At 56.8% G+C, this 26,106-nt stretch carries 23 protein-coding genes; 5 read left to right on the forward strand and 18 right to left on the reverse strand.

The features are described 5' to 3' along the window. Positions 1-57 precede the first annotated feature (57 nt). From recD2 to MTP40_RS08180, 11 genes are all read right to left on the reverse strand, one after another. Positions 58-2,271, reverse strand: a complete 2,214-nt coding sequence (gene recD2 / locus MTP40_RS08130; RefSeq protein WP_249259151.1) for an SF1B family DNA helicase RecD2 — start codon at positions 2,269-2,271, stop codon at positions 58-60. Between the two features lie 197 nt (positions 2,272-2,468). After that, entirely contained in the window at positions 2,469-3,824 is a 1,356-nt protein-coding gene (locus MTP40_RS08135; protein ID WP_154277188.1) for an MATE family efflux transporter, read from the reverse strand. A gap of 151 nt (positions 3,825-3,975) precedes the next feature. Then, a complete protein-coding gene (locus tag MTP40_RS08140; protein ID WP_154277189.1) occupies positions 3,976-4,293 on the reverse strand; it encodes a hypothetical protein in 318 nt (105 codons plus the stop codon). A gap of 225 nt (positions 4,294-4,518) precedes the next feature. Next, positions 4,519-5,115, reverse strand: a complete 597-nt coding sequence (locus MTP40_RS08145) for a Fic/DOC family protein (protein ID WP_249259152.1) — start codon at positions 5,113-5,115, stop codon at positions 4,519-4,521. Positions 5,116-5,118: 3 nt separating this feature from the next. Beyond that, on the reverse strand, positions 5,119-5,301 hold the full coding sequence (locus MTP40_RS08150; protein ID WP_035395000.1) for an antitoxin VbhA family protein: 183 nt from the start codon (positions 5,299-5,301) through the stop codon (positions 5,119-5,121). 102 nt (positions 5,302-5,403) lie between these two features. Continuing rightward, a complete protein-coding gene (locus MTP40_RS08155; protein ID WP_097773767.1) occupies positions 5,404-6,186 on the reverse strand; it encodes an amino acid ABC transporter ATP-binding protein in 783 nt (260 codons plus the stop codon). 15 nt (positions 6,187-6,201) lie between these two features. Next, complete coding sequence (locus MTP40_RS08160) at positions 6,202-6,840, reverse strand: amino acid ABC transporter permease (protein WP_005936193.1); 639 nt, start codon at positions 6,838-6,840, stop codon at positions 6,202-6,204. 175 nt (positions 6,841-7,015) lie between these two features. Next, positions 7,016-7,858, reverse strand: a complete 843-nt coding sequence (locus tag MTP40_RS08165) for a transporter substrate-binding domain-containing protein (RefSeq protein ID WP_249259153.1) — start codon at positions 7,856-7,858, stop codon at positions 7,016-7,018. A gap of 304 nt (positions 7,859-8,162) precedes the next feature. Then, complete coding sequence (locus MTP40_RS08170) at positions 8,163-9,179, reverse strand: hypothetical protein (RefSeq protein WP_249259154.1); 1,017 nt, start codon at positions 9,177-9,179, stop codon at positions 8,163-8,165. A 202-nt stretch (positions 9,180-9,381) separates the two neighbouring features. Continuing rightward, a complete protein-coding gene (gene cls / locus MTP40_RS08175; protein ID WP_249259155.1) occupies positions 9,382-10,911 on the reverse strand; it encodes a cardiolipin synthase in 1,530 nt (509 codons plus the stop codon). Positions 10,912-11,064: 153 nt separating this feature from the next. Further along, entirely contained in the window at positions 11,065-11,904 is an 840-nt protein-coding gene (locus MTP40_RS08180; RefSeq protein WP_242699397.1) for a DegV family protein, read from the reverse strand. Positions 11,905-12,066: 162 nt separating this feature from the next. Here MTP40_RS08180 and MTP40_RS08185 point away from each other — a divergent pair, with 162 nt between their 5' ends. Further along, on the forward strand, positions 12,067-12,615 hold the full coding sequence (locus MTP40_RS08185) for a DUF1836 domain-containing protein (RefSeq protein WP_005936372.1): 549 nt from the start codon (positions 12,067-12,069) through the stop codon (positions 12,613-12,615). Positions 12,616-12,676: 61 nt separating this feature from the next. On the opposite strand, the gene MTP40_RS08190 is transcribed toward MTP40_RS08185, so the two are convergent. The 3 genes from MTP40_RS08190 to MTP40_RS08200 all read right to left on the reverse strand — a co-directional run bounded on the left by MTP40_RS08190 (position 12,677) and on the right by MTP40_RS08200 (position 17,088). Further along, on the reverse strand, positions 12,677-13,465 hold the full coding sequence (locus tag MTP40_RS08190; protein WP_097773761.1) for an MBL fold metallo-hydrolase: 789 nt from the start codon (positions 13,463-13,465) through the stop codon (positions 12,677-12,679). A gap of 94 nt (positions 13,466-13,559) precedes the next feature. Then, positions 13,560-14,843 carry a UDP-N-acetylglucosamine 1-carboxyvinyltransferase gene (locus tag MTP40_RS08195; protein ID WP_097773760.1) on the reverse strand — a complete coding sequence of 428 codons (1,284 nt, stop codon included), beginning with the start codon at positions 14,841-14,843 and terminating at the stop codon, positions 13,560-13,562. Positions 14,844-15,081: 238 nt separating this feature from the next. Beyond that, positions 15,082-17,088, reverse strand: coding sequence for a fructose-1,6-bisphosphatase (locus tag MTP40_RS08200; protein WP_156065908.1), 2,007 nt, complete (start codon positions 17,086-17,088; stop codon positions 15,082-15,084). Positions 17,089-17,222: 134 nt separating this feature from the next. On the opposite strand from MTP40_RS08200, the gene MTP40_RS08205 reads away from it, so the two are divergent. From MTP40_RS08205 to MTP40_RS08220, 4 genes are all read left to right on the forward strand, one after another. Continuing rightward, positions 17,223-18,143 carry a radical SAM protein gene (locus MTP40_RS08205; protein WP_249259156.1) on the forward strand — a complete coding sequence of 307 codons (921 nt, stop codon included), beginning with the start codon at positions 17,223-17,225 and terminating at the stop codon, positions 18,141-18,143. A gap of 419 nt (positions 18,144-18,562) precedes the next feature. Then, the gene (locus tag MTP40_RS08210) at positions 18,563-19,651 is read left to right on the forward strand and encodes a sugar kinase (protein WP_117477422.1); all 1,089 of its coding nucleotides are present in this window, start codon (positions 18,563-18,565) and stop codon (positions 19,649-19,651) included. A gap of 237 nt (positions 19,652-19,888) precedes the next feature. Further along, positions 19,889-20,605 carry a leucine-rich repeat domain-containing protein gene (locus MTP40_RS08215; RefSeq protein ID WP_249259157.1) on the forward strand — a complete coding sequence of 239 codons (717 nt, stop codon included), beginning with the start codon at positions 19,889-19,891 and terminating at the stop codon, positions 20,603-20,605. A gap of 78 nt (positions 20,606-20,683) precedes the next feature. Further along, positions 20,684-22,090, forward strand: a complete 1,407-nt coding sequence (locus MTP40_RS08220) for an InlB B-repeat-containing protein (RefSeq protein WP_256469135.1) — start codon at positions 20,684-20,686, stop codon at positions 22,088-22,090. A gap of 135 nt (positions 22,091-22,225) precedes the next feature. Here MTP40_RS08220 and MTP40_RS08225 read toward each other — a convergent pair whose 3' ends face one another. From MTP40_RS08225 to MTP40_RS08240, 4 genes are all read right to left on the reverse strand, one after another. Beyond that, positions 22,226-23,020 (reverse strand): ABC transporter ATP-binding protein, encoded by a 795-nt coding sequence (locus tag MTP40_RS08225; RefSeq protein ID WP_249259159.1) that lies wholly within the window; start codon positions 23,018-23,020, stop codon positions 22,226-22,228. Then, positions 23,013-23,960, reverse strand: a complete 948-nt coding sequence (locus MTP40_RS08230; RefSeq protein ID WP_098922117.1) for an ABC transporter permease — start codon at positions 23,958-23,960, stop codon at positions 23,013-23,015. Before MTP40_RS08230 ends, MTP40_RS08225 begins: the two co-directional genes overlap by 8 nt. A 163-nt stretch (positions 23,961-24,123) precedes the next feature. Then, a complete protein-coding gene (locus MTP40_RS08235) occupies positions 24,124-25,149 on the reverse strand; it encodes an ABC transporter substrate-binding protein (protein WP_098922116.1) in 1,026 nt (341 codons plus the stop codon). A gap of 164 nt (positions 25,150-25,313) precedes the next feature. Beyond that, the gene (locus tag MTP40_RS08240) at positions 25,314-26,045 is read right to left on the reverse strand and encodes a YkgJ family cysteine cluster protein (RefSeq protein WP_249259160.1); all 732 of its coding nucleotides are present in this window, start codon (positions 26,043-26,045) and stop codon (positions 25,314-25,316) included. Between the last annotated feature and the right edge of the window lie 61 nt (positions 26,046-26,106).

A 26,106-nucleotide genomic window follows, 5' to 3' on the forward strand; every position in this document is an offset into this window, starting at 1 on the left:
AAAAAGTATAGACCAAACCTCTCCTAGTAGGAGAGCTGACGCAAAGCGCCTGAGAGGTTATTCTGCCGCCATCTGTTCCGGCGGCAGATTCTCTTTCAGCAATTCGCACAGGCCGCTGTACCGCAGGTTCTGCCGGACATTGGACATCATCCGGTTCACCACATCCCGCCGCCCGGCCACGATGCACAATCTGCGGGCGCGGGTCACGCCGGTGTAGAAGAGGTTGCGGTAGCAGAGCCTTGGCGGCACCTGCGCCACCGGCAGCACCACCGCCGGGAACTCGCTGCCCTGGCTCTTGTGCACCGTGATGGCGTAGGCGATCTCCAGCTCGTTCAGGTTTTCCGCCGGGTAGAGCAGGCGGCGGTCATCCATCCGCACCACCATGGAGCGGTCGCGCATGTTGATGGATTCCACAATGCCAATATCACCGTTATAGGCTCCCACGCCCTGCTCCCCGCCAATGCGGTTCCAGACGATCTCGTAGTTGTTCCGCACCTGCATCACCTTATCGCCCACCCGGAACACCCGGGAGGCGCTCTGGAGCTGGGGTTTGCCCTTCTGCTCCGGGTTGAGCAGGTTCTGCAGCTCCACATTCAGCGCCTGGGTGCCGGTGGGTCCCAGCTTGGTGGGGCAGAGCACCTGAATATCCCGGACAGGGTCAAAGCCATAACTCCGGGGCAGACGGGTGGTGACAAGATCGCACACCAGTTTCTGCGCCGCATCGCCGTCCGATTCCAGAAAGAAGAAATCGTCTGTCTTACCGCCCTTCTGCAGCGGCTCACTGCTGATGATGTGGTGGGCGTTCTCCACAATGAGGCTGCGTTTGGCCTGCCGGAAGATCTCGTTCAGGCAGACGGTGGGCACCAGCCCGGAGCGGATGACCTCGCCCAGAATGTTGCCTGGCCCCACGCTGGGCAGCTGGTCGGCATCGCCCACCATAATAATGCGGCAGCTGTACCGCAGGGCTGCAATGAGCGCCTGAAACAGCTTCACATCCACCATACTCATCTCATCCAGAATGACCACATCGCATTTGAGCAGGTTCTTGTCATTGTGGATGAAGCTGACCACGCCGCCGGAGTAGTCCACCTCCAGCAGGCGGTGGATGGTAGAGGCCTTGCGGCCGGTCAGTTCACTCAGCCGTTTGGCCGCACGGCCCGTGGGAGCACAAAGCGCCACCCGGTCTGCCTGATGTTCCAGCAGCTGCAGGATGGCGTTGACCGTGGTGGTCTTACCGGTGCCGGGGCCGCCGGTCAGCACAAGGCAGTTTTCGGTCATGGCCTTGCGGATTGCTTCCCGCTGCAGGGGCGCATAGGCAAAGCCCTGGGTCAGCTCCAGCACCTGGATGTTTTTATCAAGGTTCCGCACCGTCTGCTTTTCCCGCTTCGCCAGCAGGGCCAGCCGGTCGGCAATGGCCTGTTCTGCTTCCAGCAGGTCAGGCAGATAGATATACGGCACCGCCTCCAGCATCTTTACGCCAAGCTGCCCGGTCTCAATGCAGTGGTCCAGCGCACGGGCCAGCTTTTCAGGCGGCTGCTGGATGAAGTGGGATGCCGTGTCCAGCAGCTGCGCACGGGGCAGGCAGGTGTGGCCGTTGCCCGCGTTGTGGCGCAGGGTGCGCAGAAGCGCTGCTTCCAGCCGCTGGGTGCAGTCCCCTTCCATGTGGTAATACTGTGCAATGCTGTCGGCATGGCGGAAATCCAGCTGCAGGGGTTCCCCACAGAGCAGATAAGGGTTCTGGGAGATGGCCTGCATGGCACTGGGGCCAAAGACGCGGAACACCTCCATGGCGCGGCGGGGGCTGATCTCAAACTGGGCCAGATAGGCGATCAGCTCCCGCATTCCGAACATCCGCTTGAACTCCTGCTGGATGCGGTCGGCCTTGTCTGCCGAGATGCCGGGGATCAGGGTGAGCTGGGCGGGATCGTTGGCGATCACTTCCAGCGCCGCCGCGCCGAATTTGTCGATGATCTTATTGGCCGTGCGCGCCCCAATGTAAGGCAGAGAACCGCTGGCAAGGAAGGCGTACACTGCCTCCAGATCCTTCGGCATATCGGTCTCGCATTCCTGGGCGTGGAACTGGCGGCCATAGGTGGCGTGGTTCTCATATTTACCGCGGCAGACCACACTCTCGCCCGCATGGAGCTCGCCCACGATCCCGCACACCACGGTGACCGTGCCGCCGCCGGAAATTTCAAACACCGTGTAGCCGTTATCCGGGTTCTCGTAGATAATGTCCTCCACCGTTCCCTCGATCTGTTCCAGCTCCATGCTCCTCACCCCCTTGTGACATAATTATTTATAGTATAATCGTTTTGGTGTTATTTGTAAAGGAATTGGGCAGGCCCTGCTCTATACAACCTCTCAGCTTTGGCGTTGCGTGAGGCTTTCCCTCTTCGCCAAGGCCTCCCCTACTAGGCAACAAAAGAGCCGCCCTTCTGCGGTTTCGCAAAAGAGCGGCTCAATTTTTACAAGTTTGCGTGCGGTCTTGCTTTTTCCTGTTTCAGCTTCCGGAACACAACGATATATGCAGGGATCAGGAAGAAGCAGGCAAAGAACCAGGCCACCGGATTTGCAATGCAGGCGGCAAAATAGCCCCACAGCGGCACGAACAGGAAACCCACCAGAGCACGGGCGATCATCTCTGCCACACCGGCAAACATGGCCAGGCTGGAATAACCCAGCCCCTGAATGGTGTAGCGGTAAATGATAAGGACCGCCAGCGGGATATAGAACACGCTGTTCCAGAAGATGAAGCTCTGGGCGTTGGCCATGATCTCGGTCTGGCTGCTCTCAAGGAACAGGCCGATCAAAGCCTTATCCAGCACGCGCAGGATCAGGAAGGATGCCACACTGTACACACAGCCGATGCCCAGGGCAGTGTTCACGCCCTTGTTCACACGGTTCAGGTCGTGGGCACCCATGTTCTGGCTGGCGTAGGTGGTCATGGCCGTGCCAATGCTCTCCAGCGGGACGGACAGGAACTGTGCCGCCTTGCCGCCTGCAGTCTGTGCTGCCACGATGTCACTGCCCAGACCATTGACTGCACCCTGCAGCACAACGGAACCGATGGCCGTGATGCTGCACTGCAGACCCATGGGGATGCCCATGCCGCACAGCTTGACACAGTGCTGTCTGCTCAGGCGGCTTTCTTCTTTGTTCCAGCGCAGCTCATTATAATGCTTGAGGATGTACCACAGGCTGCCCAGACCGGCCACTGCCTGGCTGAACACGGTGGCGAATGCCGCACCGAACACGCCCATCTTGAAGACGATGATACAGAGCAAGTCCAGCCCGATGTTCAGAAAGCTTGCCACCAGCAGGAAGTACAGGGGCCGCTTGCTGTCGCCCAGAGCGCGCATCAGGGCGCTGGTCATGTTATACAGCAGCGTAAACGGGATGCCGATAAAGATGGTGCGGATGTAGATGTCCGCCAGATCAATGATGTTGTCCGGAGTATTGGTCCAGACCAGAATGGAACGGGTCATGGCCACTGTGACCACGGTAAGCACTGCGGCAAAAAAGACACTCAGCCAGACGGCATTGGCGGTGTAGCGGCGCATCTCCACATAGTCTTTTGCCCCGAATGTCCACGAGATGGGGATGGAGAAGCCGCAGGCAATGCCATTGACAAAGCCCAGCACCAGATAGTTCAGACCGCCCACACTGCCGACTGCCGCCAGCGCTTCCACGCCCACAAAGCGGCCCACGATGATGGTATCTGCCAGATTATAGAACTGCTGGAACAGGCTGCCCAGCATCAGCGGCACCGCAAAGGCAAGGATCAGCTTGAGCGGGCTGCCCTGCGTCATATCTTTCGTCATACGCACGTTCCTCCTTGGGAAAGCATCACAGACCTTATAACACGAATTTTTTCCGACAAAAACGCCCTGCCGCGCAATGGGCAGGACGTTTTTGTTCATGTGGGTATTATATCAGGTTGCGATGAATTTTCAAGAGGTTTTTTCAAATTTTTCAGTGCTTCCCGGCCAGATGCTTCAGCAGCTGGAACAGAATGCTCCAGAAACCTGTTCCGGCATTGCCCGAAGGCGGGGTCTCCTCATCCGGAATGCTCAGCGGCGTATCATCCTCCGAGATGATCGCCGCAGCCACACCATATTCGTCCTGAGCAGCCCCCTCATCCGAAGGGGAAACCACCTGAACCACTGCCGCACTTTCGGTTTTCGCAGTCTCTGCGCCGCTGGCAGCCAGTGCGGGCAGACCCGCCGTAAGGACAACCCCTGCGATCAGTGCTGATGCAACACCACGTTGGAATGCATATTTCAATTTCATTTTTGTTAAGCCTCCTCCAATTGGGAATGGATCAATTCATGTTTCAATTATAGCACAAAATCCAAAACGATTATCACTGGTTTTTGCATAAAGCGTTATTTTTTCGCGGATGTGAAAAAGTTTCAGATTTCTGTTCACAAAATGCAATGTAGTTATGCAGTCCAAACCTGCTCTGTACAGCAAAACCGCCCCGGCGTGCATCTCTGCATTCCGGAGCGGTTCGGGTCATTCTTCATTTTGGACGATTTTCTCAAATGCCTGTTGCAGCAGCGCTTCGATTCCCTGCGCCGCATAAATCGTTGCGATCATCAACTCGTCCGGATCTACCGCAGTGAAATCCAAATCATACCCCGCATTTTCTGCCAACTGTGACAAAAAGACGCGCTGTGTTCGCCCATTGCCCTCCCGAAACGGGTGTAGCTCGTTGGTTCGTTGATAAAGATCCACCAATGCAGCGATAAAATCATTCCTTGCAAGCCCACAAAGAAGATTATTCTGCGCAAGACGCTTAAAAATCGCCGCACTCACCCGTGGGATTTCCTCCACCGGGCAGAACTGCGTTCCTTTTTTGGACAGGTTGACCATCCGTACCTGTCCCGCCCAATCATACAACTCACCGAATAAATGTCGATGGATTGCTTTATAGTGCTCAAAATCAAATGCTGCACATCGGGGGTTCTCTGACCATTGTATCGTTTTGGCCGTAACCAGAACCGATTCTACTGCATTCAGCTCTTTTTGCGTGTGCAGATCAAATTTATTGACCAGGACTGTCGTTCCCGGATAGCAGCCGTCCTGAGCCGCTTCGATGGTATAAGGCATTCGTCACCTCCGGGACAGCTCCTGCTTTTTCTGACGTTTCAATGCTTCTCTTACAAGGGTCGCAGTGTCGATTTTTCCATCCAGATAACGCAGGCAATCTCTCTTTTCCTGCTCTGAGATCTCCAGCCCCTCCATCCGGGCCGATGCCACTGCGTTTGCAAGTGCTCGTTTCCGTGCTACTGTCATTTTTCCGCCCCCCTGTTTTTATCAGTATACCAAAAAACACCCACAGAGTGCAAGAGATAAAACCGCCCCGGCGTGCGTCTCTGCACTCTGGGGCGGTTCGGGTCATTCTGAATAATGTGCGAGGAACTGTCTGGTACGCTCTTCCCGGGGGTGGTCGATGAGCTGTTTGGCCGGGCCCTCCTCCACGACCACGCCGCCATCCATGAACAGGATGCGGTCGGCCACATCGCGGGCAAAGTGCATCTCATGGGTGACAATGATCATCGTGGTCTTGCGGTCAGCAAGATCACGCAGGACCTTCAGCACCTCGCCGGTCAGCTCCGGGTCAAGGGCGCTGGTGGGCTCATCAAAGCAGAGGATATCCGGGTGAAGCGCCAGCGCGCGGGCAATGGCCACACGCTGCTGCTGGCCGCCGGAGAGCTGATGCGGGTAGTGGCCGGCCCGCTCCGAAAGGCCCATCTGCGCCAGCAGTTCTCTCGCCTGCTGTTCCAGCTCCGCGTGGATAGCCTTTTTGTTTGCCTGATATTCCGGACGTTCCTTTGCCAGCAGTTCCCCTGCCAACATCACGTTCTGTAAGGCCGTGTACTGCGGGAACAGGTTGAAGTTCTGGAACACCAGACCGAAATGGAGCCGCTTTTTACGGATCTCGCTTTCCTTCTGGGTGGCAGGGTCGGCGGCATCCCACATGGTCTCGCCGTTCACCTTGATCACACCCGTGTCAGGCCGTTCCAGAAAGTTCAGGCAGCGCAGCAGAGTTGTTTTGCCGGAACCGGACGAGCCGATGATCGCCAGCGCTTCACCCTGCTCCAGATCCAAGGAGATGTCCTTCAACACATGGGTCTCGCCAAAATTTTTCCCGATACCGGAAGCTTCGAGCAACGCCATAATCTATCTGCCTCCTTAGCAGCGGAAATAATCGAGCTTTTTTTCAGCCCAGTTGAACAGGATGGTCAGTGCGCCCACAAACACCAGGAAGAAGAGCGCGGTGGAGAACAGCGGCCAGATCAGGCCCTTTGCGCTGTACTCCTTGGCCATCATAATGATTTCCTTGTTGGCAATGGTGTTTGCCAGCGAGGTATCCTTGACCAGCGTGATGATCTCGTTGCCCATGGGGGGCAGGATGCGCTTGACGACCTGAAGCAAGGTCACCTTGAAAAAGATCTGTGTTTTGGTCATGCCAAGCACCTGCCCGGCCTCAGTCTGCCCCTTGGGCACTGCTTCAATGCCGCCGCGGTAGATCTCAGAAAAATAGCAGGCATAGTTGATGGCAAAGGCCACCACCGCCGCCACCATCCGTCCGCCGGAGCCGGAGGGCCAGGGGTTGTTCATGCCCAGCAGGCCGGGGCCCAGATAGATCACGATAATCTGCAGCATCAGCGGGGTGCCGCGGATGATCCAGACAAAGGTCTTGACCAGCCCGGCCAGCGGCTTGCAGCGGCTCATGGAGCCAAACGAGACCACCAGCCCCAGCGGCAGTGCAAACAGCAGTGTCAGGGCAAAGAGTTCACAGTTGAGCAGGAACGCGCCGGACAGGCGCATAAGAATCACAGACACAAAAACACACCTTTTTTATTCAGAATCCATATTCCCCTTCCATCACAGCCGGTGAAAGTTCCCTCTGCTCGGGAGCCTTTCACGCATCGGCAACAAAAAGCCTCCCTCACCGAGGGAGGTTGCATCGCATAGCGATGACGGAAGGAGTTTTTCAACAAATTCAGTCAGCCAGTGCCAGATCGTACTTATCGGCCAGTGCCTGCATGGTACCATCGGCCTTCAGTGCATCAAAGGCCTCATCCACAGCGGCGGCAGCATCACTGCCCTTGCGGAATGCCACACCGTACTCCTCGGCGTTCAGCTCGTCCACGATCTTCAGGTCGGCATAGTCAGTGCCCTCACCGATCATGGCGTTGGCCAGGGTCAGGTCAAGTACAGCGGCATCGGCAGTGCCTGCGGCAACTTCCATCAGACAGTCGGTCTGAACGCTCTTGGAAACGTAATCAGCCTGTGCCAGGTTCTCGTCTCCCTCAATGGCGGCCTCACCGGCGGAACCAGCCTCGGCGACCACGGTCTTACCCACCAGGTCAGCGGTAGAGGTATAATCGGTGCCATCTTTCACAACGACCACCTGTGCATTCTTTGCATAAGCCTTGGTGGTAGCGGTGTTCTGCATAATGTCATCGGTCAGGGTCATACCGTTCCAGATGCAGTCGATGCTCTTGGCATCCAGCTCCACGACCTTGGTATCCCAGTTGATCTCCACAAACTCCGGCTCCACGCCCAGCTTTTCGCAGACAGCAGTGGCCAGCTCGGTATCAAAACCGGTGAAGTTGCCATCGGCATCGGTGTAGTTCATGGGCTCGTAAACAGTGTAGCCAATGACCAGCTTCCCCTTGCCCTTGATGTAATCCAGGTCGCTGCCTGCGGTCTGGGAAACGGCGGCACTGCCGGAAGCAGAGGCCGAAGCAGATGCGGCAGTGGAAGTGGAAGCGGCACCGCCGCAGGCGGCAAGGCTCAGTGCCATGGCACCGGCCAGAAATGCGGATACAAGACGTTTCATATACGGTTCCTCCCTCAGTGGCAAGCAGCCTTGTTTTATTGCTTTACCATGCTAAATTGCTAAACTGTGGTTATAGAATAGCGCGTTTTCTGCCGTTTTGCAAGGGGGAAAACTGATTTTTCGCAGTTTGCTCAAATCTTTACCGCTTTACCACGGCAAAGCGGTCATTTTGACAAAACAAAAACGCCGCGTCGGCAGCTGCCAGACGCGGCGAGATGTTTCTCTCTGAAAATTCAGCGGAATGCCACCGCCCCCCTATCCGGGAGAGCCGGTGCGCGATTGCAGGACTGAATGGGCTTCCTCCTCAGCTCAGGGCATCCAGCGCCGCCTTTTGCAGATCGGTGATGTCAATGGTACACAGAGCCTTCAGGTCGGCATCGCCGCCGGAAAGCCCAGCGATCTCGGTGCGGGTCTTGCCCTTGAGGGCATCGCAGAAGCCCTCGCTGTGCTCATACCACTCCTTGCCCAGCGCCGATGCGCCGCGCATCCCATAGTCCTCGCCCAGCTCCAGCTTGGTCTTGACGAGGTCCGGGGCTGTCACACCGCCGTCCGACACCACCGTCAGGGCCGGCTCAGCCATATCCGCAATGGCGCTGGTCACACGGCGGTCTGTATCGGTGGTCAGTGCCACGATGCTCACATCCACCTGCGCATTCACATCCTTGTCATCGGTGGCGGTGATGTCCGAAGTCCCGTTCACCGCTTCGATGCCCAGCGCGACCCTGTCGCCCTTGGCGGCACCCAGTGTCCTGGCATTGGCGCAAGCCCGGGTCACGGCATCCCGGTAGCGATCCACAGCAATGGTGCAACCGCTCAGCAGATCGGCATCCGTGGGCTTGCCATCCTTATCCACTTTGAGCATGGAGACCTGTTCCGGGGTCATGCCGATCAGGTAACTGGCAAAGGCATCCGCCTGTTCCGCCCAGCCCTTTTTCAGGGAAGAGACCTCGGCCAGCGGGTAATCGTCCCCCTTCTGCCGCTTGGTGCGCCAGTCGGTGGGCAGGGTCACATGGCCGGTGCTGTCCGCCGAAACAGACACTTCCAGCTCGTCCAGCAGAACACTCTCCAGTTTCCCCTCGCCATCCAGCAGGACAGCGGCCGCTGCCAGCTCAATTTTCCCTGCCCTGTCCTGATCGGTAGCCTCTGTCACCACACCCAGACCGGTTTTCCATGCCGCTGTCTGGGTCTGTGCGGAGGATGTGCCGCTGCTTCCGCTCATGCTGCCGGAGCTGCCCGACCCGGCGTTCGTTTTGCCGCAGGCGGTCAGCAGCAGCGCCGCCGCCATGGCACAGCTCCAAAGAGCCCGATGGTTCTGATTCATAGATACGCTCCCTTTCCACACGGCCCGTTGGGCCTTTGCCCCATAGTATGTCCAGAAGAGCGTAAGATTACGCAGCCGACGGGAGTTTTCCAAAGCAAGTGTCCGCTGGGGTGGGACCCTGTTGCCGCAGGCAATAGGGCGGGCGATGGAATGGCCCGTTTCACTTGCGTGGAAAAGCTCCCAGAGTGCTGCGCGCAGCCGCTTACATCAACGGACTCAGCAGCCGCAGCACGCTGTCCAGTGCTGTGCCCGGCAGATTGGTGCGGCAGTCGGAGCGCATGATCTCCTGGCACTGCGGCAGGGTGCGCTCCACATCCTTCCGCAGTGCGGCGATCTGGCTGTTATGGAAAAGCAGTGTTCCGCATTCAAAGTGGAGGAACAGGCTCCGATAATCCATATTGATGCTGCCCACCGCGGCGACACGGTCATCGCTGACATAGCACTTGGCGTGGAGGAAACCGGGCGTGAATTCATAAATGCGCACGCCCGCCCTGAGCAGGGGCAGATAGTAGGAACGGCTGAGCCGGAATACCAGCTTCTTATCCGGGATCCCGGGCAGGATGAGCCGCACGTCCACCCCGCGCTTGGCCGCATTTTTCAGAGCATCCAGCATCTCCTCGCCCACGGCCAGGTAGGGCGTGTAGATATAAACATATCTCTGGGCCTGAGAGAGGATGTCCAGATAGACCGTCTCGGCCAGCGGTTCCTCGTCCAGCGGGCTGTCCGCGTAGGGCTGCACCACGCCATCCTGCACTGCGGGCAGGCGGGTAGGCGCAAAGGCGGTGTAATCGGTCTCCTGCGGGCGGAAGGCATTCCATACATTGAGGAACATCACGGTAAAGTTCCAGACAGCGGCACCCTCCAGACGGATGGCCGCATCCTTCCAGTAGCCAAAGCGCTGCTCGGCATTGATATACTCATCCGCCAGATTCACACCACCGGTGTAGGCCACATTGCCGTCAACCACCACGATCTTGCGGTGGTCGCGGTGGTTCATCACCAGCGAGACCAGCGGCACCACCGGGTTGAAAGGGATGCAGCGGATGTGCGCCTTCTCCATGCGGATGACAAAATCACTGGGCAGGCCCAGCAAGCTGCCAAAATCATCGTAGATCAGCCGCACATCCACGCCCTGGGCGGCCTTGCGGCGGAGGATCTGCTCCACACCGTCCCACATTTTGCCGGAACGGAGGATAAAAAATTCCAGAAAGATAAATTTTTCCGCCTTGTCCAGATCCGCCAGCAGCTGGGGATACATCTCCTCCCCGCAGGAAAAGTAGTGAGCAGCGGTATCCTTCCAGGCCGGATACGGCCCGAACTTTGCCACATAGCGGCTCAGGTTCCGGCTGGAGATATCCAGCGCATCGGTCTGGCCCTCAGGCTGGGCAAGCTCGGTCTGATGGGCCTGTTCCACCTTCTGCATCCGCTCCCGCAGATACTTGGCGGGGGCCTTGTTGCCAAAAGCCAGATAAAGCGCACCGCCCAGCAGGGGCAGAAGACCGATCAGAACGATCCAGCCGATCTTATAAGCACTGTTTTCATCCTTGCGCACCAGATACAGCACGATCATGATGCTCAGCGCCTTCAGGGCACCGTTCAGCCAGACCCGCCCCGCCGTGAACGACCAGAACGCCCAGAGCAGCCAGAGCACCTGTAAAGCCACCAGCACCACTGTGATCGTGACACGGTTGAAGATGCGGTTGAAAAACTTGACGATAGGCAATCTGAACATGTGGTATCCCTCCCCTGCCGCCCACGGCGATTTTTGATGCTGTTAGTATAGCGCAGAGCGGAAGATTTTGCAAACAAAAAAGCGCCCACAACGGCTTTCCCCGCTATGAGCGCCTATTCAATCGTGGGCAGAATTTTTCCGAGGGCCGTTCGCTTATGCTTCCGCGTCCTCATAACCAACCAGCAGGCCGCCCAGCTCTGCATAATAGCTGCACAGACCGCCGCATTCGCTGATGTCCACCTTTGCTCCATCAAACACAGCCTTTACCATGTGCTTCAGGCGCTCGGCGGCAGCGGGATTGCCGCAGTGAGAGATATGGAGCCTGCCGTTGGTGTAGCCGTGCTCCTTGAGTTCCAGCACGATGCGTTCCAGCGCACCATGCTCACCACGGGTCTTGCAGAGAACATCCAGCTCCCCGGCCTCACTTGCCTGTCCGATGACCCGGATGCCCAGCATCCGCGCCACAGCAGCAACGGCAGGCTTCACGCGGCCATTGCGGGCCAGATTGGCCAGCGACTCCAGCGAAAAGAGCAGATGGGTGTGCTTGTGGTAGCGGAGCATCTCTTCACAGATCTCGTCAAACTCCTTGCCCTCAGCCAGCAGATCCCGCAGATGCTCGGCCAGCAGGCGCTGCTCCGGGCCGGTGGAAAGGCTGTCCAGCACGAACACCCGCTTGCCGGGATTCTCCTGCTGGTACTCCTCGGCGGCCAGCTGGGCGGCATTGTAGCTGCCGGACAGAGTGCCCGTGATGGTGATGGCATACACCTCGTCGGCTCCCTCGTAGGCGGCCAGCCAGTCGCTGACGTTGGGGCAGGAAGTCGAGGTCTTGCCCTTATAGGTACGCAGGGTCTGGGCCATGCCCAAGGCATCCATTGTGCCGTTGTCCAGATATTCGGCATCGTCGGTGATGATCTTCAGGGGAACGCATTCAAAATCCACGCCCTGCAAAGTGTACAGGCTGGCGGAGGAATCCACAACAATCTTGGTGTTCATAAGCATTTATCTCCATTCCGGCGGCAGCGGATGCCGCAGTTTTTCCTGTTGTCTGAATCACTATATCAGTTTTTCAAAAACCTGTCAACTGTTTTCTTGAATTATTTCAAAAGTTTTTAATTTCCTGTTGACCACATTTCCAAAACATGGTATACTGTCCGCATGAAATTAGAATCAAACCGCCGCGTTGCGGCCTGCGCCGCAGGGTTTGCCCTGCCCCGGTATGCAGAACTCCCCACCGTAGGGCTTTATCTGGATCAGAGTGTACAGTTTGTCAACGGGTGTTTCCGCACATTTCAGGGGGTGGAGCTCACCGCTTCCATGGTGAGCAACTACGTTAAGAAAGGGATCATCAGCCACCCCATCAAAAAGAAGTATACCCGGGATCAGCTGGCCTGCCTGATCTACATCGTAGTTTCTAAAAACGTCCTGTCCATGGAAAATATCGACAGCCTGTTCAAGATGCAGCGGGCGCATTATACCTCCGCGCAGGCGTATGATACCTTTTGCGATGAGCTGGAGAACTACCTGCCCTATGTGTTCGGCCTGACCAAAAGCTTTTCCGAGCTGGAGCCGGATGTTGATGATGCACGCACGCTCCTGCGCAGCACCATCATCTCGGCTGTAAACAAGATCTATCTGGACTGCGTTTTCACCGATCTGCGGCAGGAGCAGGCCCTCTGGCCCGATATCCTGCCGGATCTGGCATAACAACAAAAAAGGCCCTCTCCGTCATGCTTTGTAAAGCAATGATGGAGAGGGCCTTTTTTTCTTAAAATGTAAGCGTGGGGCTGATCTCATTGCGGCGCTGAGCCTGCACGATGCAGTCCTTTTCCGGCACGACACCTGCCGCACCCAGGGTGTTGAACATGGTCTGCAAAGCAAGCGCTGGGGTGTTGTTCTCCTGCGAGAGATGGCAGAGGGCAAACTTCTTGCATCCCTCCTGGATCAGCTCCAGCAGCTTTGCCGAGCACTCATCGTTGGAGAGGTGGCCCCGGTTGGACTCGATGCGGGAGCGCAGGTAGTAAGGATACCGCCCGCTGCGGAGCATGTGGAGGTCGTAGTTGCTTTCCAGCGCCACCAGGTCACAGCCGCTCAGGGCCTGATGCACCGGCGGGGTCAGGACTCCCAGGTCGGTGGCAATGGTCATGGTCTTGTTGTCCGGGGTGTGGATGCGGTAGCCCACGCAGGGCACGTCATGGCTGGTGGGGAACATCGTCACGCCGAAATCTCCCACATCCTCTTCCCCGCCGGACAGGGTGCGCAGCTCACAGGTGGCGGGCACAATGCCGCTTGCATCCAGAAAATCCAGCGTATCGTCTGCGCCGTATACCGGCAGCGGATTCTTTTTGAGGAAGGTAGCCAGCCCCTTGACGTGGTCAGAGTGCTCGTGGGTGACCAGAATGCCCGCACAATCGCTGATGTTCAGGCCCAGCTCCTTGAGTGCCGCCGAGGTAGTGCGCACACCCTTTCCCATATCAATGATGATGTACTTTTCCCCCGTGCGCACCACGCTGCAGTTGCCGGAGGAGCCAGAGTATAACGAGATGAATTCAGACATTTCAAACCTCAAGAAACGAACCTCTCCGTCGTTGCTTCACAAAAGCTCCCTGTCAGGGGAACTTCTGCAAAACAGACTGAGAGGTTCTGAATGATCACATTGCCGATTCCAGTGCGGCGGGCATCCGCTCCACCTTGCTGATCTCAGCGCCCAGGCCGCGCAGCTTTTCCACGATGTTCTCATAGCCGCGCTCAATGTGGCCGATCTCCTCGATCTCGCTGGTGCCGTCTGCCATCAGGGCAGCAACGACCATGGCCGCACCGGCACGCAGGTCAGAAGCGCGCAGGGGGGCGGGGTTCAGTTTGTCCACACCCTCAAACACGGCCACCTGACCGTCCACCTGCACCACTGCGCCCATCTTGCGCAGCTCGTCCACATAGCGGAAGCGGTTATCCCACACGCTCTCGGTGATGGTGGAGGTACCCTTTGCCACGCTGAGCAGCACACCCATCAGGGGCTGCATATCGGTGGGGAAGCCCGGGTGGGGCATGGTGTTGATCTTCAGCGGCAGGATATCGCCCTTGCGGGAGACGCGGACGGAATCATCGAATTCCTCCACATCCACACCGGCACGGCGGAGCTTTGCCGTGATGGGTTCCAGATGCTTGGGGGTGACATTTTTGATCAGAACGTCGCCGCCGGTGGCAGCAGCGGCAACCATGTAGCTGCCCGCCTCGATCTGGTCAGGGATGATGCTGTAAGTGCAACCGTGCATCTTTTCCACGCCGCGCACCTTGATCACATCGGTGCCGGCACCGCGCACATCCGCGCCGCACATATTCAAAAAGTTCGCCAGATCAACGACATGGGGCTCCTTGGCGCAGTTTTCCAGAATGGTCTGGCCCTGTGCCATCACAGCGGAGAGCATACCGTTCATGGTAGCGCCCACGCTGACCTTATCAAAGAAGATATGGGCACCGTTCAGTTCCTTGGCACGCACGGTGATCATGCCGTAGTCCACGCTGTCCTCTGCACCCAGTGCGCTGAACACCTTGAGGTGCTGGTCGATGGGGCGGGGGCCCAGATTGCAGCCGCCGGGCATGGCCACCTGTGCCTTGCCAAAGCGGGAGAGCAGCGCACCCAGGAAGTAGTAGCTGGCACGCATCTGGCGGGACAGATCGTCCGGGACGTTGGTGCTGTTCAGGTGGGTGGTGTCGATCTCGTAGGTATTGCGGTTCAGCATCTTGATGCTGGCACCCAGGGTGCTCAGGATCTTCAGGCTGACTGCCACATCACTGATGTCCGGCAGGTTTTCGATCACACAGACATCTGCCGCCAGAATGGTGGCAGGCAGAATGCCCACAGCCGCATTTTTTGCACCGGAAATGGTAACTTCGCCATGCAGGGGCTTGCCGCCCGTAATAACAAACTTTTCCAATTTTATAATCTCCTTGTCGCAGGCCCGCCAGCGGCAGGGCCACTCAGGGTTCTTGCTTGATCTCTCCGCGCACCGCTGGGCACACACCCTCACGATACAACTATCTTATTATACACAACTTCGGGCAAAAAGCAAAGCCCCCTTTTCCCCTGCCCGATTATTTTCTGTTTTGCCCAGAATCTGCGGAGATATTCGACATTTTTGTTTCTTATTTCAAAAATTTTACAATCAGCGCCCCTTACCAGACGCAATCCTCGCTGCAAGTCTCCTTGATCCAGCCCAGTTGATAGGCCTTGACCAGCTGTTTCAGGTCATGCACCCGCTCCCGCAGGATCTCGCCCTCGTCCGTCTCTTCCACCAGAATGCGGTGGTTCTCCGTTTCCAGAATGTTCTTCTGCGACACGATGTCGATGTTTTCGTTCACGGCCTTTTCAGCACTGACAAAGGGCTGATGGGTCCGCAGGGACATGGTGCGGCTGGAGTACACCAGCGTGTACCCTGCAATGCCGGTCTTTTCATGGTAGGCGCGGCAGAACCCGCCGTCAATGACGACCAGACGGCCCCCGCCCTTGATGGGACTCTCGCCGCTCTTCTCCCGCACCGGCACATGGCCGTTAACGATGTGGCTGGTGCCGGGCAGACCGAATTCCGCCAGGATACGGCGGCAGGCGGCCTCTTCATTGTACCATGTATAATAGGGGTCCTTGACTTCCTCGTGGGTGGCGGGGTCGGCAATATACAGCCGCTCAAAGGTGGTCATGGCGCTGCGGCCGAACAACGGCGACAGCTTGCCGCACCACAGATACCACAAAAAGTCCTGACCGCTCCGCCGGGCCGCGCTGCTCTCGGGGGCAAAGTAGCCGCGGCGTGCCCGCTCGTCACAGTAGTCCATCAAGCCGCGGCCCGAGTAGTTGTGTCCCTCGAACCGCTCCACGGCAAAGCTGCCGTTTTTGGTCATGGGCACCACGCCGTGGTAGAGCAGGTTGCCGTTCTCGATGTGGTAAACGCTGCCCTTGGCATACAAAAATTCCACATGCTGCTGCAAGCGCTCGCTCTGCCGGAAGGATTCCACCAGCTTGCGGAGCACCAGCCGCTCATCATCATTCAGGGCGGCGGGGTCTGCCGGATCCACGGTGGGGAAGCTGGTGTCCCGCAGGGGGTATGCCTGCCCGTTCAGGGTCACTGTTCCCTTTTTCCAATCGATGTGCCGCAGGAAATCCCGACCCTGCATCTTGAAATCCGGGTTGCGGTCGATGACCTTGCACTCCATCTTGAGCATCAGAATGGTCACGGCCTTGTGCATCACGGCACAGCGGTGGAGCATTCCCTCGGTGTAAGGGCCGCGCGCCGCGTCGGTGTGGGGCATCCAGAGGGTCAGGTCGTCATTTCCGTAGAACTGCTCGGCCATCCGCTGCAGATGCCGCAGGTTGATGCCGTAGCAGTCCTCAAGCATGGCATGGTTGTGGTAGGCCAGTGTCGTTTTGAGCACAGTGCAGACACAGATGGGACTTCCGGCGGCGGCACCCATCCAGACCACATCATGGTTGCCCCACTGGATATCCACATGGTGGTGGCGCATGAGCCGGTCCAGTATGATATCAGGCCGGGGGCCGCGGTCAAACAGGTCGCCCACGATGTGCAGCTTGTCCACAGCCAGCCGCTTGATGAGCTCACACAGCCGGACGATGAACCGGTCGGCGCGGCCATTTTCGATGATGCTGCCCACGATCTGCCCATAATAAAGGTCCTTGTCGTGGTCCTCAAAGTGGGCATGGAGCAGCTCATCCAGAATATACCCGCAGCTGGACGGCAGGCAGGAGCGCACATGCTCCCGGGTATGCTTGGAGGACACCAACCGGCAGATATCAATGAGCTGAAGCAGGGTCTCTGTGTACCAGTGGTCAAGCGCTTCTTCATCCGCGCACCCAGCTTTGAGCTGGGGCAGCTTCTCGTTGGGGTAATAGATGAGCGTTGCCAGCCCGGCACGGGTCTGCTCCGGCACACTGTCCCCCAGCACAATATCCACCTTTTCCCGGATGACACCCGAAGCCGAGTTCAGGATGTGGACAAAGGCCTCGTTTTCACCATGCAGGTCGCTCATAAAATGTTCGGTGCCCTTGGGCAGCTTGAGCAGGGCCTGGGTGCTGATGATCTCACTGGCGGCGGCTGCCTGCGAGGGGTAATCCCGTGCCAGCAGGGAGAGATATTTCAAATGATCCCGGATCTCCTCGTTTTCGGTGCGCATGATATCCTCCGTCCGATATGTAGTATTTTTGCATGATATATAATATTCTATCATAGTATACCACATTCCATGTCATAAATGGTATAATAAACAAGAGTAATTCTGTCAAATCTTTTGCAAAGGACTTGGATATTATGCCCAAAACCATTTCTGTTGCCGTGCCGGAAGCCTGTACTCTCTGCCCCAGGCAGTGCAAAGCCGACCGGGCCGCCGGGCAGACGGGCTTCTGCGGGGCGGGCCGCACCCTGAAAGCGGCCCGCGCTGCCCTGCACTTCTGGGAGGAGCCCTGCATCAGCGGCACCCGGGGCAGCGGCACAGTGTTCTTCTCCGGCTGCACCCTCAAGTGCTGCTTCTGCCAGAACTACCCCATCAGCGCCGAGGGGCTGGGTAAGGAGATCACCGTAGAGCGCCTGGCCGAGATCTTTCTGGACCTGCAGGCGCAGGGAGCCCACAACATCAATCTTGTCACGCCTGGGCAGTGGCGGCCCTGGATCATCGCCGCCCTCGACCTGGCCCGGGCGCAGGGGCTGCATCTGCCCATCGTCTGCAACACCGGCGGATACGAGACCGTGGAGAGCGTGCACGCCTGGCGCGGTTTCATCGACATCTGGCTGGCCGACCTGAAATATGTTTCCCCTGCCCTTTCGGCAGAGCTTTCTGCCGCGCCGGACTATTTTGCACAGGCCAGGCCCGCCATTGAAGCCATGATGGCTCAGGCCGGGCACCCTGTTTTTGACAGCGAGGGCATCCTGCAGCGGGGCGTGATCCTGCGCCACCTTGCCCTGCCCGGCCATGTGGACGACAGCTTTGCCGTGCTCGATCAGATGGCAGCTTGGAACAAGGCCGACCCGGGGTGCTTCCTGCCCAGCGTGATGAGCCAGTACACCCCCTTCTATCAGGCGGCAGGTCACGGCATCGGGCGGCGCATCACCACCTACGAATACCGCCGGGTGGTCAACTACGCCATGGATCTGGGCCTCAGTTCTGGCTATATGCAGCAGAAGAGCAGTGCAAAGGAAGAGTATACGCCCAGCTTTGACCTGACGGGGGTGTGAACCGGTCGAGGGGCTGAACCTCTCAGCCATCGCTATCGCTCGGCAGCTCCCCTAATAGGGGAGCCATTGGCATATCGTCGCGTTTTCGAGGGTTCCGCTTCGCTACGTTTGGCCCTGCTAGCGTAATGTTCTGCCTTGCGGCAGATGTTGATTGCAGAGCCAGCGGCGAATAAATCGCAAAGAGAATCTTTTGCCAAGGCCTCCCCTACTAGGGGAGGTGGCATCGAGCGTTAGCGATGATGACGGAGAGGTTTACACCTTTCCCTGCCCTTTCGTCAAAACAACCAAAATTTCTTTTTCTTTTTCTCTCGGCCGAAACAGCATTTGCTTGCTATCCGGTGCGCTGTGCGGTATAATGGATACAACAATGTGTTCTCACATGAAATGGATCCCAGAAACGACTTTTTAGGAGGAGCGTTATGGAACACTACAATCCCATCCTCGGCAGCGAGCCCAACGGCCAGAAATTTATCACCTGCGGCGAGATCATGCTCCGTCTGACCCCGCCGAACTACGAAAAGATCCGCATGGCATCCAGCTTTGAAGCCAGCTACGGCGGCAGCGAGGCCAACATTGCACTGGCCCTGGCCAACCTGGGTGTGGACAGCACCTTCTTCAGCGTAGTGCCCAACAACAGCCTGGGCAAGAGCGCGGTGCGCTGGCTGCGCTCCAACGATGTGCATTGCACCCCCATGATCCTGACCGAGCCCAACGAGACCCCCTCCAACCGGCTGGGTACTTATTATCTGGAGACCGGCTACGGCATCCGCGCTTCCAAGGTCATTTATGACCGCAAGCACAGTGCCATTACCGAGTACGATTTCTCCCAGGTCGATCTGGACGCTCTGCTGGACGGCTACGACTGGCTGCACCTGAGCGGCATTACCCCGGCACTGGGCCCCAACTGCCGCGGCCTCATCATCGATATGCTCAAGGTGGCCAAAAAGAAGGGCCTGACCGTCAGCTTTGACGGCAACTTCCGCTCTACCCTGTGGAGCTGGGAGGAAGCCCGCGATTTCTGCACCGAGTGTCTGCCTTATGTTGACGTTCTGCTGGGCATTGAGCCCTACCACCTGTGGAAGGACGACAACGATCACAGCAAGGGCGACTGGAAGGACGGCGTGCCCCTGCAGCCCAGCTATGAGCAGCAGGACGAGATCTTCCAGCATTTCATTGCCCGCTACCCCAACCTCAAGTGCATTGCCCGCCATGTGCGCTATGCCCACAGCGGCAGCGAGAACAGCCTCAAAGCCTTTATGTGGTACGACGGCCACACCTTTGAGAGCAAGCTCTACACCTTTAATATTCTGGACCGCGTGGGCGGCGGCGATGCCTTTGCCAGCGGCTTGATCTACGCCATGCTGCACAACTATAAGGCTATGGACATGATCAACTTTGCCGTGGCAAGCAGCGCCATCAAGCACACCATCCACGGCGATGCCAACATCACCGATGATGTCAGCTCCATCCGCAACCTGATGAACATGAACTACGACATCAAGCGGTAAGCTTTCCGCTCTCAACCCGTTCCCAGATTTTCCCCGGGGACGGGTTCTTTTTTTATTGCCCGCGATGCTGGAAAAGCCTTTTCTTGTACATTCCTCCAAACTTTTTTGTGAGTTCCTACAATTCCATTGACAGAGAATTCCACGCATGGTATTCTTCAAATTGGTATTATTACCTTTTTTTGCCATACATTCTATGTCGTTTTTCTGCGGCACTCATCCATGAAAGCGAGGAAATCCATGAAAAAACGGTTTGTCAGTCTATTAGTGGCACTCAGCATAACGTTAACATTCCTACCCATGGGAGCAGTAGCAGCGGCTCCGAATAAGATTACTAAAGGGGACCTCATATATACAGTTAACGCCGATGGAGAATCGGTTACAGTTTCCGGTACATCAAGAAAACCTACACAACTTACCATTGGGAGCTCAATTTCAGATGGTAATGGTAAATCATATACTGTAACAAAAATTGGAATGGGGGCTTTTAATAATGTACGTAACACGCTTACGGAAGTTACATTGCCTCCTACGTTGGACGAAATTGAAGACAGTGCATTCTTTAAATGTTCCAGTCTAACTGAGATTACAATCCCTGAAGGTGTTACAAAAATTGGCACAAATGCTTTTTATGGTTGTTCTCAATTAACAAGCATTACGATTCCGAGTACCATCAAAAATATGGATGCGGCTTTTCCAAGCAATCCCAAGTTATCTCAAGTCACCTTAACAAATGGCATTTACAGAATCAGTAGTAGCGCTTTTAAGGATTGTACAGGGTTAACAGAAATAAAGGTACCTACAAGTGTGTATGAAATCTGCTCAGACGCGTTTAATGGATGCACAGGTCTTACAAGCGTGACCCTTGAAAAGGGTATTAACATTATAAATAGAAACGCATTCAAAGATTGCACAGAACTAAATGATGTAAAATATAATGGATATAAAACAGACTGAGACAAAGTCAGAGTTAATAAAACAGGCAATGATACACTAACCAGCAAAGTTCAGTATCTGTGTGATATCAACTTTGATTTGAACGGTGGCACTATAAATGGTAGTAACACTGTGAACAAGCAGACTGTTTACAGCAAAGATAAGTTGGTAACCGCAAAATGCTACCCGAATGACCAGACGTTTGTAGTTCCCTCCGACCCTGTAAGAGAAGGTTATACATTTCTTGGCTGGTATACACAGGCAGAAGGCGGCACAAAATATACATTTACAGAAGCCGTCAGCAGCAACATCATCTTGTATGCCCATTGGAACGCACATAGCCATACTGTAACACTGGAGAACGACGAAAACAAGAAAACGAACTCGTACGACTATGGTTCGTCCGTTTCTGTTCCTACACCCACAAAGAAAACCGGCTATAACTTTAATCATTGGGAAGTTACCGTTCCTGATGGAGAAACCGCCCCATCCTTGAACGGCCCAGATGAGAACGGCAATTATAGTTTCTCCATGCCGGACTATGATATAACCTTGACTGCAAAATGGACACAAAAAGATGTGATCGACCCGGATGTTGACCTCAAGTTTGACGCGGTAACCGGAGAAGTGACATCGAACAATACTCAAGTCAATGCTGATGATATCATCAATAGGAAGTTTTATGATGATAAGGGAAATGAAGTTCCCGGTGAGAAATTGAATGACCGCGGGCTCCCTACGGAACCGGGCGATTATATCGTCAAAGTTGATGTCAAAGAGACCGAAAATACCGCTCCCGCGAATCAAATCACTGGCAATCAGATTAAGTGGAGTTACAATGTTCCCCAGAAAGAAGAAAAGGTCACCTACACTCTATCCCTTCTTGGCGGTATTGCAAAAGTAAACGGCAAGGATGCTACTATCAATGACAATGGTGACATTACCATTGAAAAAGGTGCAACAGTGGAAGTAACCTTTGATAAGAGCATTCTTTCCGATGCTCAGACTTTTGACCAGTGGACAATTAAGCCTGCCAGCGTGCTGAACGCTGTTGAACCCAAGGCTGAAACCATTACCTTTACCATGCCGGGTGAAAATGTTATTATCGAAGCCATGACAAAGGATGCAAGCATTGAGGAAGAGCCCAACATTCTGGGCACTACCCTCATCATTGGTACTGCCGCCGCGGGTACCGCGGTGCTGGCCTACCAGACCTATCAGTTGGGTACTGAGTTCTATCTGATTTGCGCCCTGCCAACCGGTACAGCTATTCCAACAAACCGAGGTGAGCTGGCTGCACTGGTGTGGAACAATGCAGGAAAGCCTGAACCCGCCGCCGTGCTGAACGCCAATGCCACTGAGACTGACAAGGCCATTGCATGGGCCGTGGAGAACGACCTGCTCAAGGCCGCGAAGAGCAACGGCGAAACCTATGAAGCAACTGATCCTGTAAGCCGCACAGAGGTTATCAAAGCATGGAATCAGGTGCAGGCGTTCAAAAAGTAATTCGTACCGTAACGAGAAGAACAAATAACACCGCAAACCCAATACTCTAATAGAGAACCCCCCTGCCGGTGATCTCCCGGCAGGGGGGTTCTCTATGCTTTAAGAAGCAACTACTTTATTGCCGCTTCATCTTTTTTAAGAAAGGATCATACGGTCGTTGGCGAACTCGCCGCCGGACGCGATCTGGAACTTGGCCAGCAGGTCGGAGACGTGCAGGTTCCTCTTCTCTTCCCCGGAGACATCATAGATGATGTGGCCCTCGTGCATCATGATCAGGCGGTTGCCGTACTTGATGGCATCCTTCATGTTGTGGGTGATCATCATGGTGGTCAGGTGGTTCTCCTCCACGATCTTGGCCGAGAGGGTCAGCACCTTGAGCGCCGTCTTGGGGTCCAGAGCGGCGGTGTGCTCATCCAGCAGCAGGAGCTTGGGCTTGTTCATGGTAGCCATGAGCAGGGTCAGTGCCTGGCGCTGACCGCCGGACAGCAGGCCCACGCGGGCGGTCAGGCGGTCCTCCAAGCCCAGGTCCAGGCTCTTGAGCAGTTCACGGTAGCGCTCCCGCTCGGCCTTGGTGATACCGATCCTCAGGCCGCGCCGCTTACCGCGCCGGGCGGCCAGGGCAAGGTTCTCCTCGATCTGCATGGTGGCGGCGGTGCCGGTCATGGGGTCCTGGAACACGCGGCCGATATAGGCGGCGCGCTGGTGCTCCCCCAGTTTGGTCACATCGGTGCCGTCAATGATGATCTTGCCGCTGTCCACGGGCCACACACCGGCCACGGCGTTCAGCATGGTGGATTTGCCCGCGCCGTTGCCGCCGATGACGGTGACAAAATCACCTTCGTTCAATTTCAGATTCAGACCGTTCAGGGCCGTTTTCTCGTTGACGGTACCAGCGTTGAAGGTCTTGGAAACATTCTGGATCTCAAGCATTTTTTGCATCCTCCTTCTGTGCCTTCTTTGCCGCAGGCTTTGCGAAGTACTTGCTCTTCCAATAGGGCACGGCCAGGAACACCGCCACCACGGAGGCGCTCAGCAGCTTGAGCAGGTTTGCGTCAAAGCCGAGGGTCAGCACCAGCTGGATGACGATGTAGTAGATGATGGCACCCAGCGAGACGGACACCAGCTTGAGGGCAAAGTTGTGGAAGATGCGGCTGAACAGGGCCTCGCCGATGATGACAGCGGCCAGGCCGATAACGATGGCACCACGGCCCATGCTGACATCAGCAAAGCCCTGATACTGGCTCAGCAGTGCGCCGGACAGGGCCACCAGACCGTTGGAGACCGCCAGACCCAGCACCACATTGAAGCTGGTGTTGATGCCCTGGGCGCGGCTCATGGCGGGGTTGGAACCGGTGGCGCGGATGCCGCAGCCCAGCTCGGTGCCAAAGAACCAATACAGTACGCCGATGACCACGGCGCTGACCAGAATGACCATGATGATGGGGTTGTGCAGGGCAAGCTCCTTGACCCAGCGCAGGGAGATCAGCAGGTCGTACTTGTCCACATTGATGGACTGGTTGGCCTTGCCCATGATCTTCAGGTTGATGGAGTAGAGGGCCAGCTGGGTCAGGATGCCAGCCAGAATGGCCGGGATGCCCATAAAGGTGTGGAGCAGACCGGTGACAAGGCCGGTGGCCAGACCGGCCAGCAGGGCGATGAAAAGCGCTGCCCAGACGTTCATGCCGGAGAGCAGGCACATAACGCAGACCGCGCCGCCGGTGCCAAAGGAACCGTCCACGGTCAGGTCAGCCACATCCAGGATGCGGTAGGTCAGGTACACGCCAATGGCCATGATGCCCCAGATGAGGCCCTGCGCACAGGCACCGGGCAAGGCACCGGGCAGGTTGGCAAGTCTTGCAAGAATATCCAAAACGTTTTCCTCCTGTAACTACACTTTTTTCTGATACGGGAAAGCGGAGAAGAACCAAAATTCGCTCTTCTCCGCTGATTTTATTGTAAAGCCTCTCCGTCACCGCAGCGTGGCCCCGGCTTCCCTGTCAGGGGAGCTGTCTGCGAAACAGACAGAGCACTTGTTATTCCTCAATGGCCTCGTAACCCTCGGGAACGGTCATGCCCAGATCATCGCAGATGGTCTTGTTGTACTTCTTGGTCACGTTGGTGTACTCAACGGGCATGGTGGAGATATCGGCCTCACCGGTCAGAACCTTGGCAGCCATCTCACCGGTGGTGTAGCCCAGATCGTAGTAGCTGATGGACAGGGTCGCCACGCCGCAGCCGGAGCAGATGCCCTCCTCACCGGCGAACACGGGCTTCTTGGCCGGGCGGCAGATGCCATCGATGATGCCGGTGTTGGCAGCGCAGGTGTTGTCGGTGGGGACATACACTGCGTCGTTCTCGTCGGCAGCCTTCTGGCAGACAGAAGCCAGATCGTTGGAATCAGAGAAAGCGTACTGGGTGGCGGTAACGCCCTTGGCCTCCAGGTACTTCTGGACCTCGTCTACCTGATACTGGCTGTTTGCCTCGGCAGAGCAGTAGAGCAGGCCCACCTTGGTGGCCTCGGGCAGCCACTCGGTGATCATATCCGCCTGCTGATCCAGCGGAGCCAGATCAGAGGTACCGGAGACATTGCCGCCCACGGTGCCATCGAAATCGGTCAGGCCCAGAGCAACACCGTACTCGGTGACGGAGGTGCCCAGAATGGGGATGCTGTCGGTGGCAGCCTGTGCGGCCTGCAAGGCGGGGGTAGCGTTTGCCATGATCAGGTCAACGCCTGCGGAAACAAAGCCGTTGGCGATGGTGGCGCAGGTTGCGGAATCGTTCTGGGCGTTCTGGAAGTCAAAGGTGACATTCTCGCCGAACTGTGCGGTCAGAGCATCCTCAAAGCCCTGGGTGGCAGCGTCCAGAGCGGCGTGTTCCACCAGCTGGCAGATGCCAACGGTATACTTCTGGCCGTCAGCCGCTGCGGAAGAAGCCGCAGCAGAGGAAGCGGTGGAAGAAGCAGCCGTGGAGCTGGAGGAACCGCCGCAGGCAGTCAGGGCAGCAGCTGCGCCGCAGACAGCGGCGGCAGACAGGAACGAACGACGAGAAATTTTACGCATGATATTACTCCCTCAATTCTACTTTCGCGGCAACAGGACACCGCATGAAAGTCAGTATTCAGGCGGCCCATCGCATCGCGCTGCCGCTTTACACTCGTGAAGTATATCACACTTTCCGCTCTAAAACAACCGGGAAACAGCCCGAATTATCAATCAAAGTAATTTTATCTATCACTTTTTTCGATAGTTCTGTGCCGCATCTGCATTCCTTCGAGCTTTTTCAGCTCACCGTCCAGCCAGAGCAGATTTTCTTCCAGCTGGGGGCGGTACTCTTTTGCAAAGTCGTAGCGGTAATACAGCGCCTGCCACAGCTTTTCCTGCATCCGCCGGGCAAACACCGGCTCAAACAGAGCCTCCAGCCGCTCCACGGTATCCTCCAACTCCATGCACACCTGCGCCCAGCGCACATCGGTGGCCTCCCGGGCGGGCACATCGTAACGGGCCAGATAATCCCCCACCCTTGCCGCAATGACCTGCCCGCCGCACTGGGTGGGCTGCAAAAAGTAGGACACCTGCCCGTCCTTCGTGATTTCCTGCGCCAGCGGGTAAAGGGCGCAGACCAGCGGCTCGGCATCGTGGATGGCGCAGTGGTTCCCGGTGAGGAAGGGGCAGTTGCCGCGCTCTTCCTTCAGCGGGGCCAGCCGCAGCACCGGCAGGTGGCTGACCCGCCCGATGCTCCCCCGACAGAACGCCCGGGCCACGGTGCGGGGCGGCAGGCGCAGGCGGGCCGCAATGCGCCACAGGTCAAAGCCCGACAGCACGATATCCTCCCGCCCCCGGCAGCAGCCGCCGCAGCCCGCGCAGGCAAACGAAAACGCCTCGTCCCGGGCAAGCAGGGGCGCGGTGCGGGTAAAATCGGTGCGGCCGCAAAGATCGACCTGTGAATCCTTGAGCATGATGGTTCTCCTGTTCTGTGAATGGTTTTGTTCCATTGTACCACAAAGCCGGGCACAGAAA

Source organism: Faecalibacterium sp. IP-3-29 (assembly GCF_023347335.1).
GTDB classification, from domain to species: domain Bacteria; phylum Bacillota; class Clostridia; order Oscillospirales; family Ruminococcaceae; genus Faecalibacterium; species Faecalibacterium duncaniae.

Excerpts from the sequence above, each read along its gene's own strand:
- MTP40_RS08160 (WP_005936193.1), bottom strand. The coding sequence starts at position 6,840 with ATGCGCCTGTCCGGCGCGTTCCTGCTCAACTGTGAACTCTTTGCCCTG.
- MTP40_RS08145 (WP_249259152.1), bottom strand. The coding sequence starts at position 5,115 with ATGCCTTATACCATCGAAGCGGCTCAGGACGGCTGCTATCCGGGAACG.
- MTP40_RS08135 (WP_154277188.1), bottom strand. The coding sequence starts at position 3,824 with ATGACGAAAGATATGACGCAGGGCAGCCCGCTCAAGCTGATCCTTGCC.
- recD2 (WP_249259151.1), bottom strand. The coding sequence starts at position 2,271 with ATGGAGCTGGAACAGATCGAGGGAACGGTGGAGGACATTATCTACGAG.
- MTP40_RS08180 (WP_242699397.1), bottom strand. The coding sequence starts at position 11,904 with ATGAACACCAAGATTGTTGTGGATTCCTCCGCCAGCCTGTACACTTTG.
- MTP40_RS08210 (WP_117477422.1), top strand. The coding sequence starts at position 18,563 with ATGGAACACTACAATCCCATCCTCGGCAGCGAGCCCAACGGCCAGAAA.
- MTP40_RS08150 (WP_035395000.1), bottom strand. The coding sequence starts at position 5,301 with ATGACAGTAGCACGGAAACGAGCACTTGCAAACGCAGTGGCATCGGCC.
- MTP40_RS08155 (WP_097773767.1), bottom strand. The coding sequence starts at position 6,186 with ATGGCGTTGCTCGAAGCTTCCGGTATCGGGAAAAATTTTGGCGAGACC.
- MTP40_RS08215 (WP_249259157.1), top strand. The coding sequence starts at position 19,889 with ATGAAAAAACGGTTTGTCAGTCTATTAGTGGCACTCAGCATAACGTTA.
- MTP40_RS08205 (WP_249259156.1), top strand. The coding sequence starts at position 17,223 with ATGCCCAAAACCATTTCTGTTGCCGTGCCGGAAGCCTGTACTCTCTGC.
- MTP40_RS08165 (WP_249259153.1), bottom strand. The coding sequence starts at position 7,858 with ATGAAACGTCTTGTATCCGCATTTCTGGCCGGTGCCATGGCACTGAGC.
- cls (WP_249259155.1), bottom strand. The coding sequence starts at position 10,911 with ATGTTCAGATTGCCTATCGTCAAGTTTTTCAACCGCATCTTCAACCGT.
- MTP40_RS08225 (WP_249259159.1), bottom strand. The coding sequence starts at position 23,020 with ATGCTTGAGATCCAGAATGTTTCCAAGACCTTCAACGCTGGTACCGTC.
- MTP40_RS08200 (WP_156065908.1), bottom strand. The coding sequence starts at position 17,088 with ATGCGCACCGAAAACGAGGAGATCCGGGATCATTTGAAATATCTCTCC.
- MTP40_RS08170 (WP_249259154.1), bottom strand. The coding sequence starts at position 9,179 with ATGAATCAGAACCATCGGGCTCTTTGGAGCTGTGCCATGGCGGCGGCG.
- MTP40_RS08235 (WP_098922116.1), bottom strand. The coding sequence starts at position 25,149 with ATGCGTAAAATTTCTCGTCGTTCGTTCCTGTCTGCCGCCGCTGTCTGC.
- MTP40_RS08240 (WP_249259160.1), bottom strand. The coding sequence starts at position 26,045 with ATGCTCAAGGATTCACAGGTCGATCTTTGCGGCCGCACCGATTTTACC.
- MTP40_RS08140 (WP_154277189.1), bottom strand. The coding sequence starts at position 4,293 with ATGAAATTGAAATATGCATTCCAACGTGGTGTTGCATCAGCACTGATC.
- MTP40_RS08190 (WP_097773761.1), bottom strand. The coding sequence starts at position 13,465 with ATGTCTGAATTCATCTCGTTATACTCTGGCTCCTCCGGCAACTGCAGC.
- MTP40_RS08185 (WP_005936372.1), top strand. The coding sequence starts at position 12,067 with ATGAAATTAGAATCAAACCGCCGCGTTGCGGCCTGCGCCGCAGGGTTT.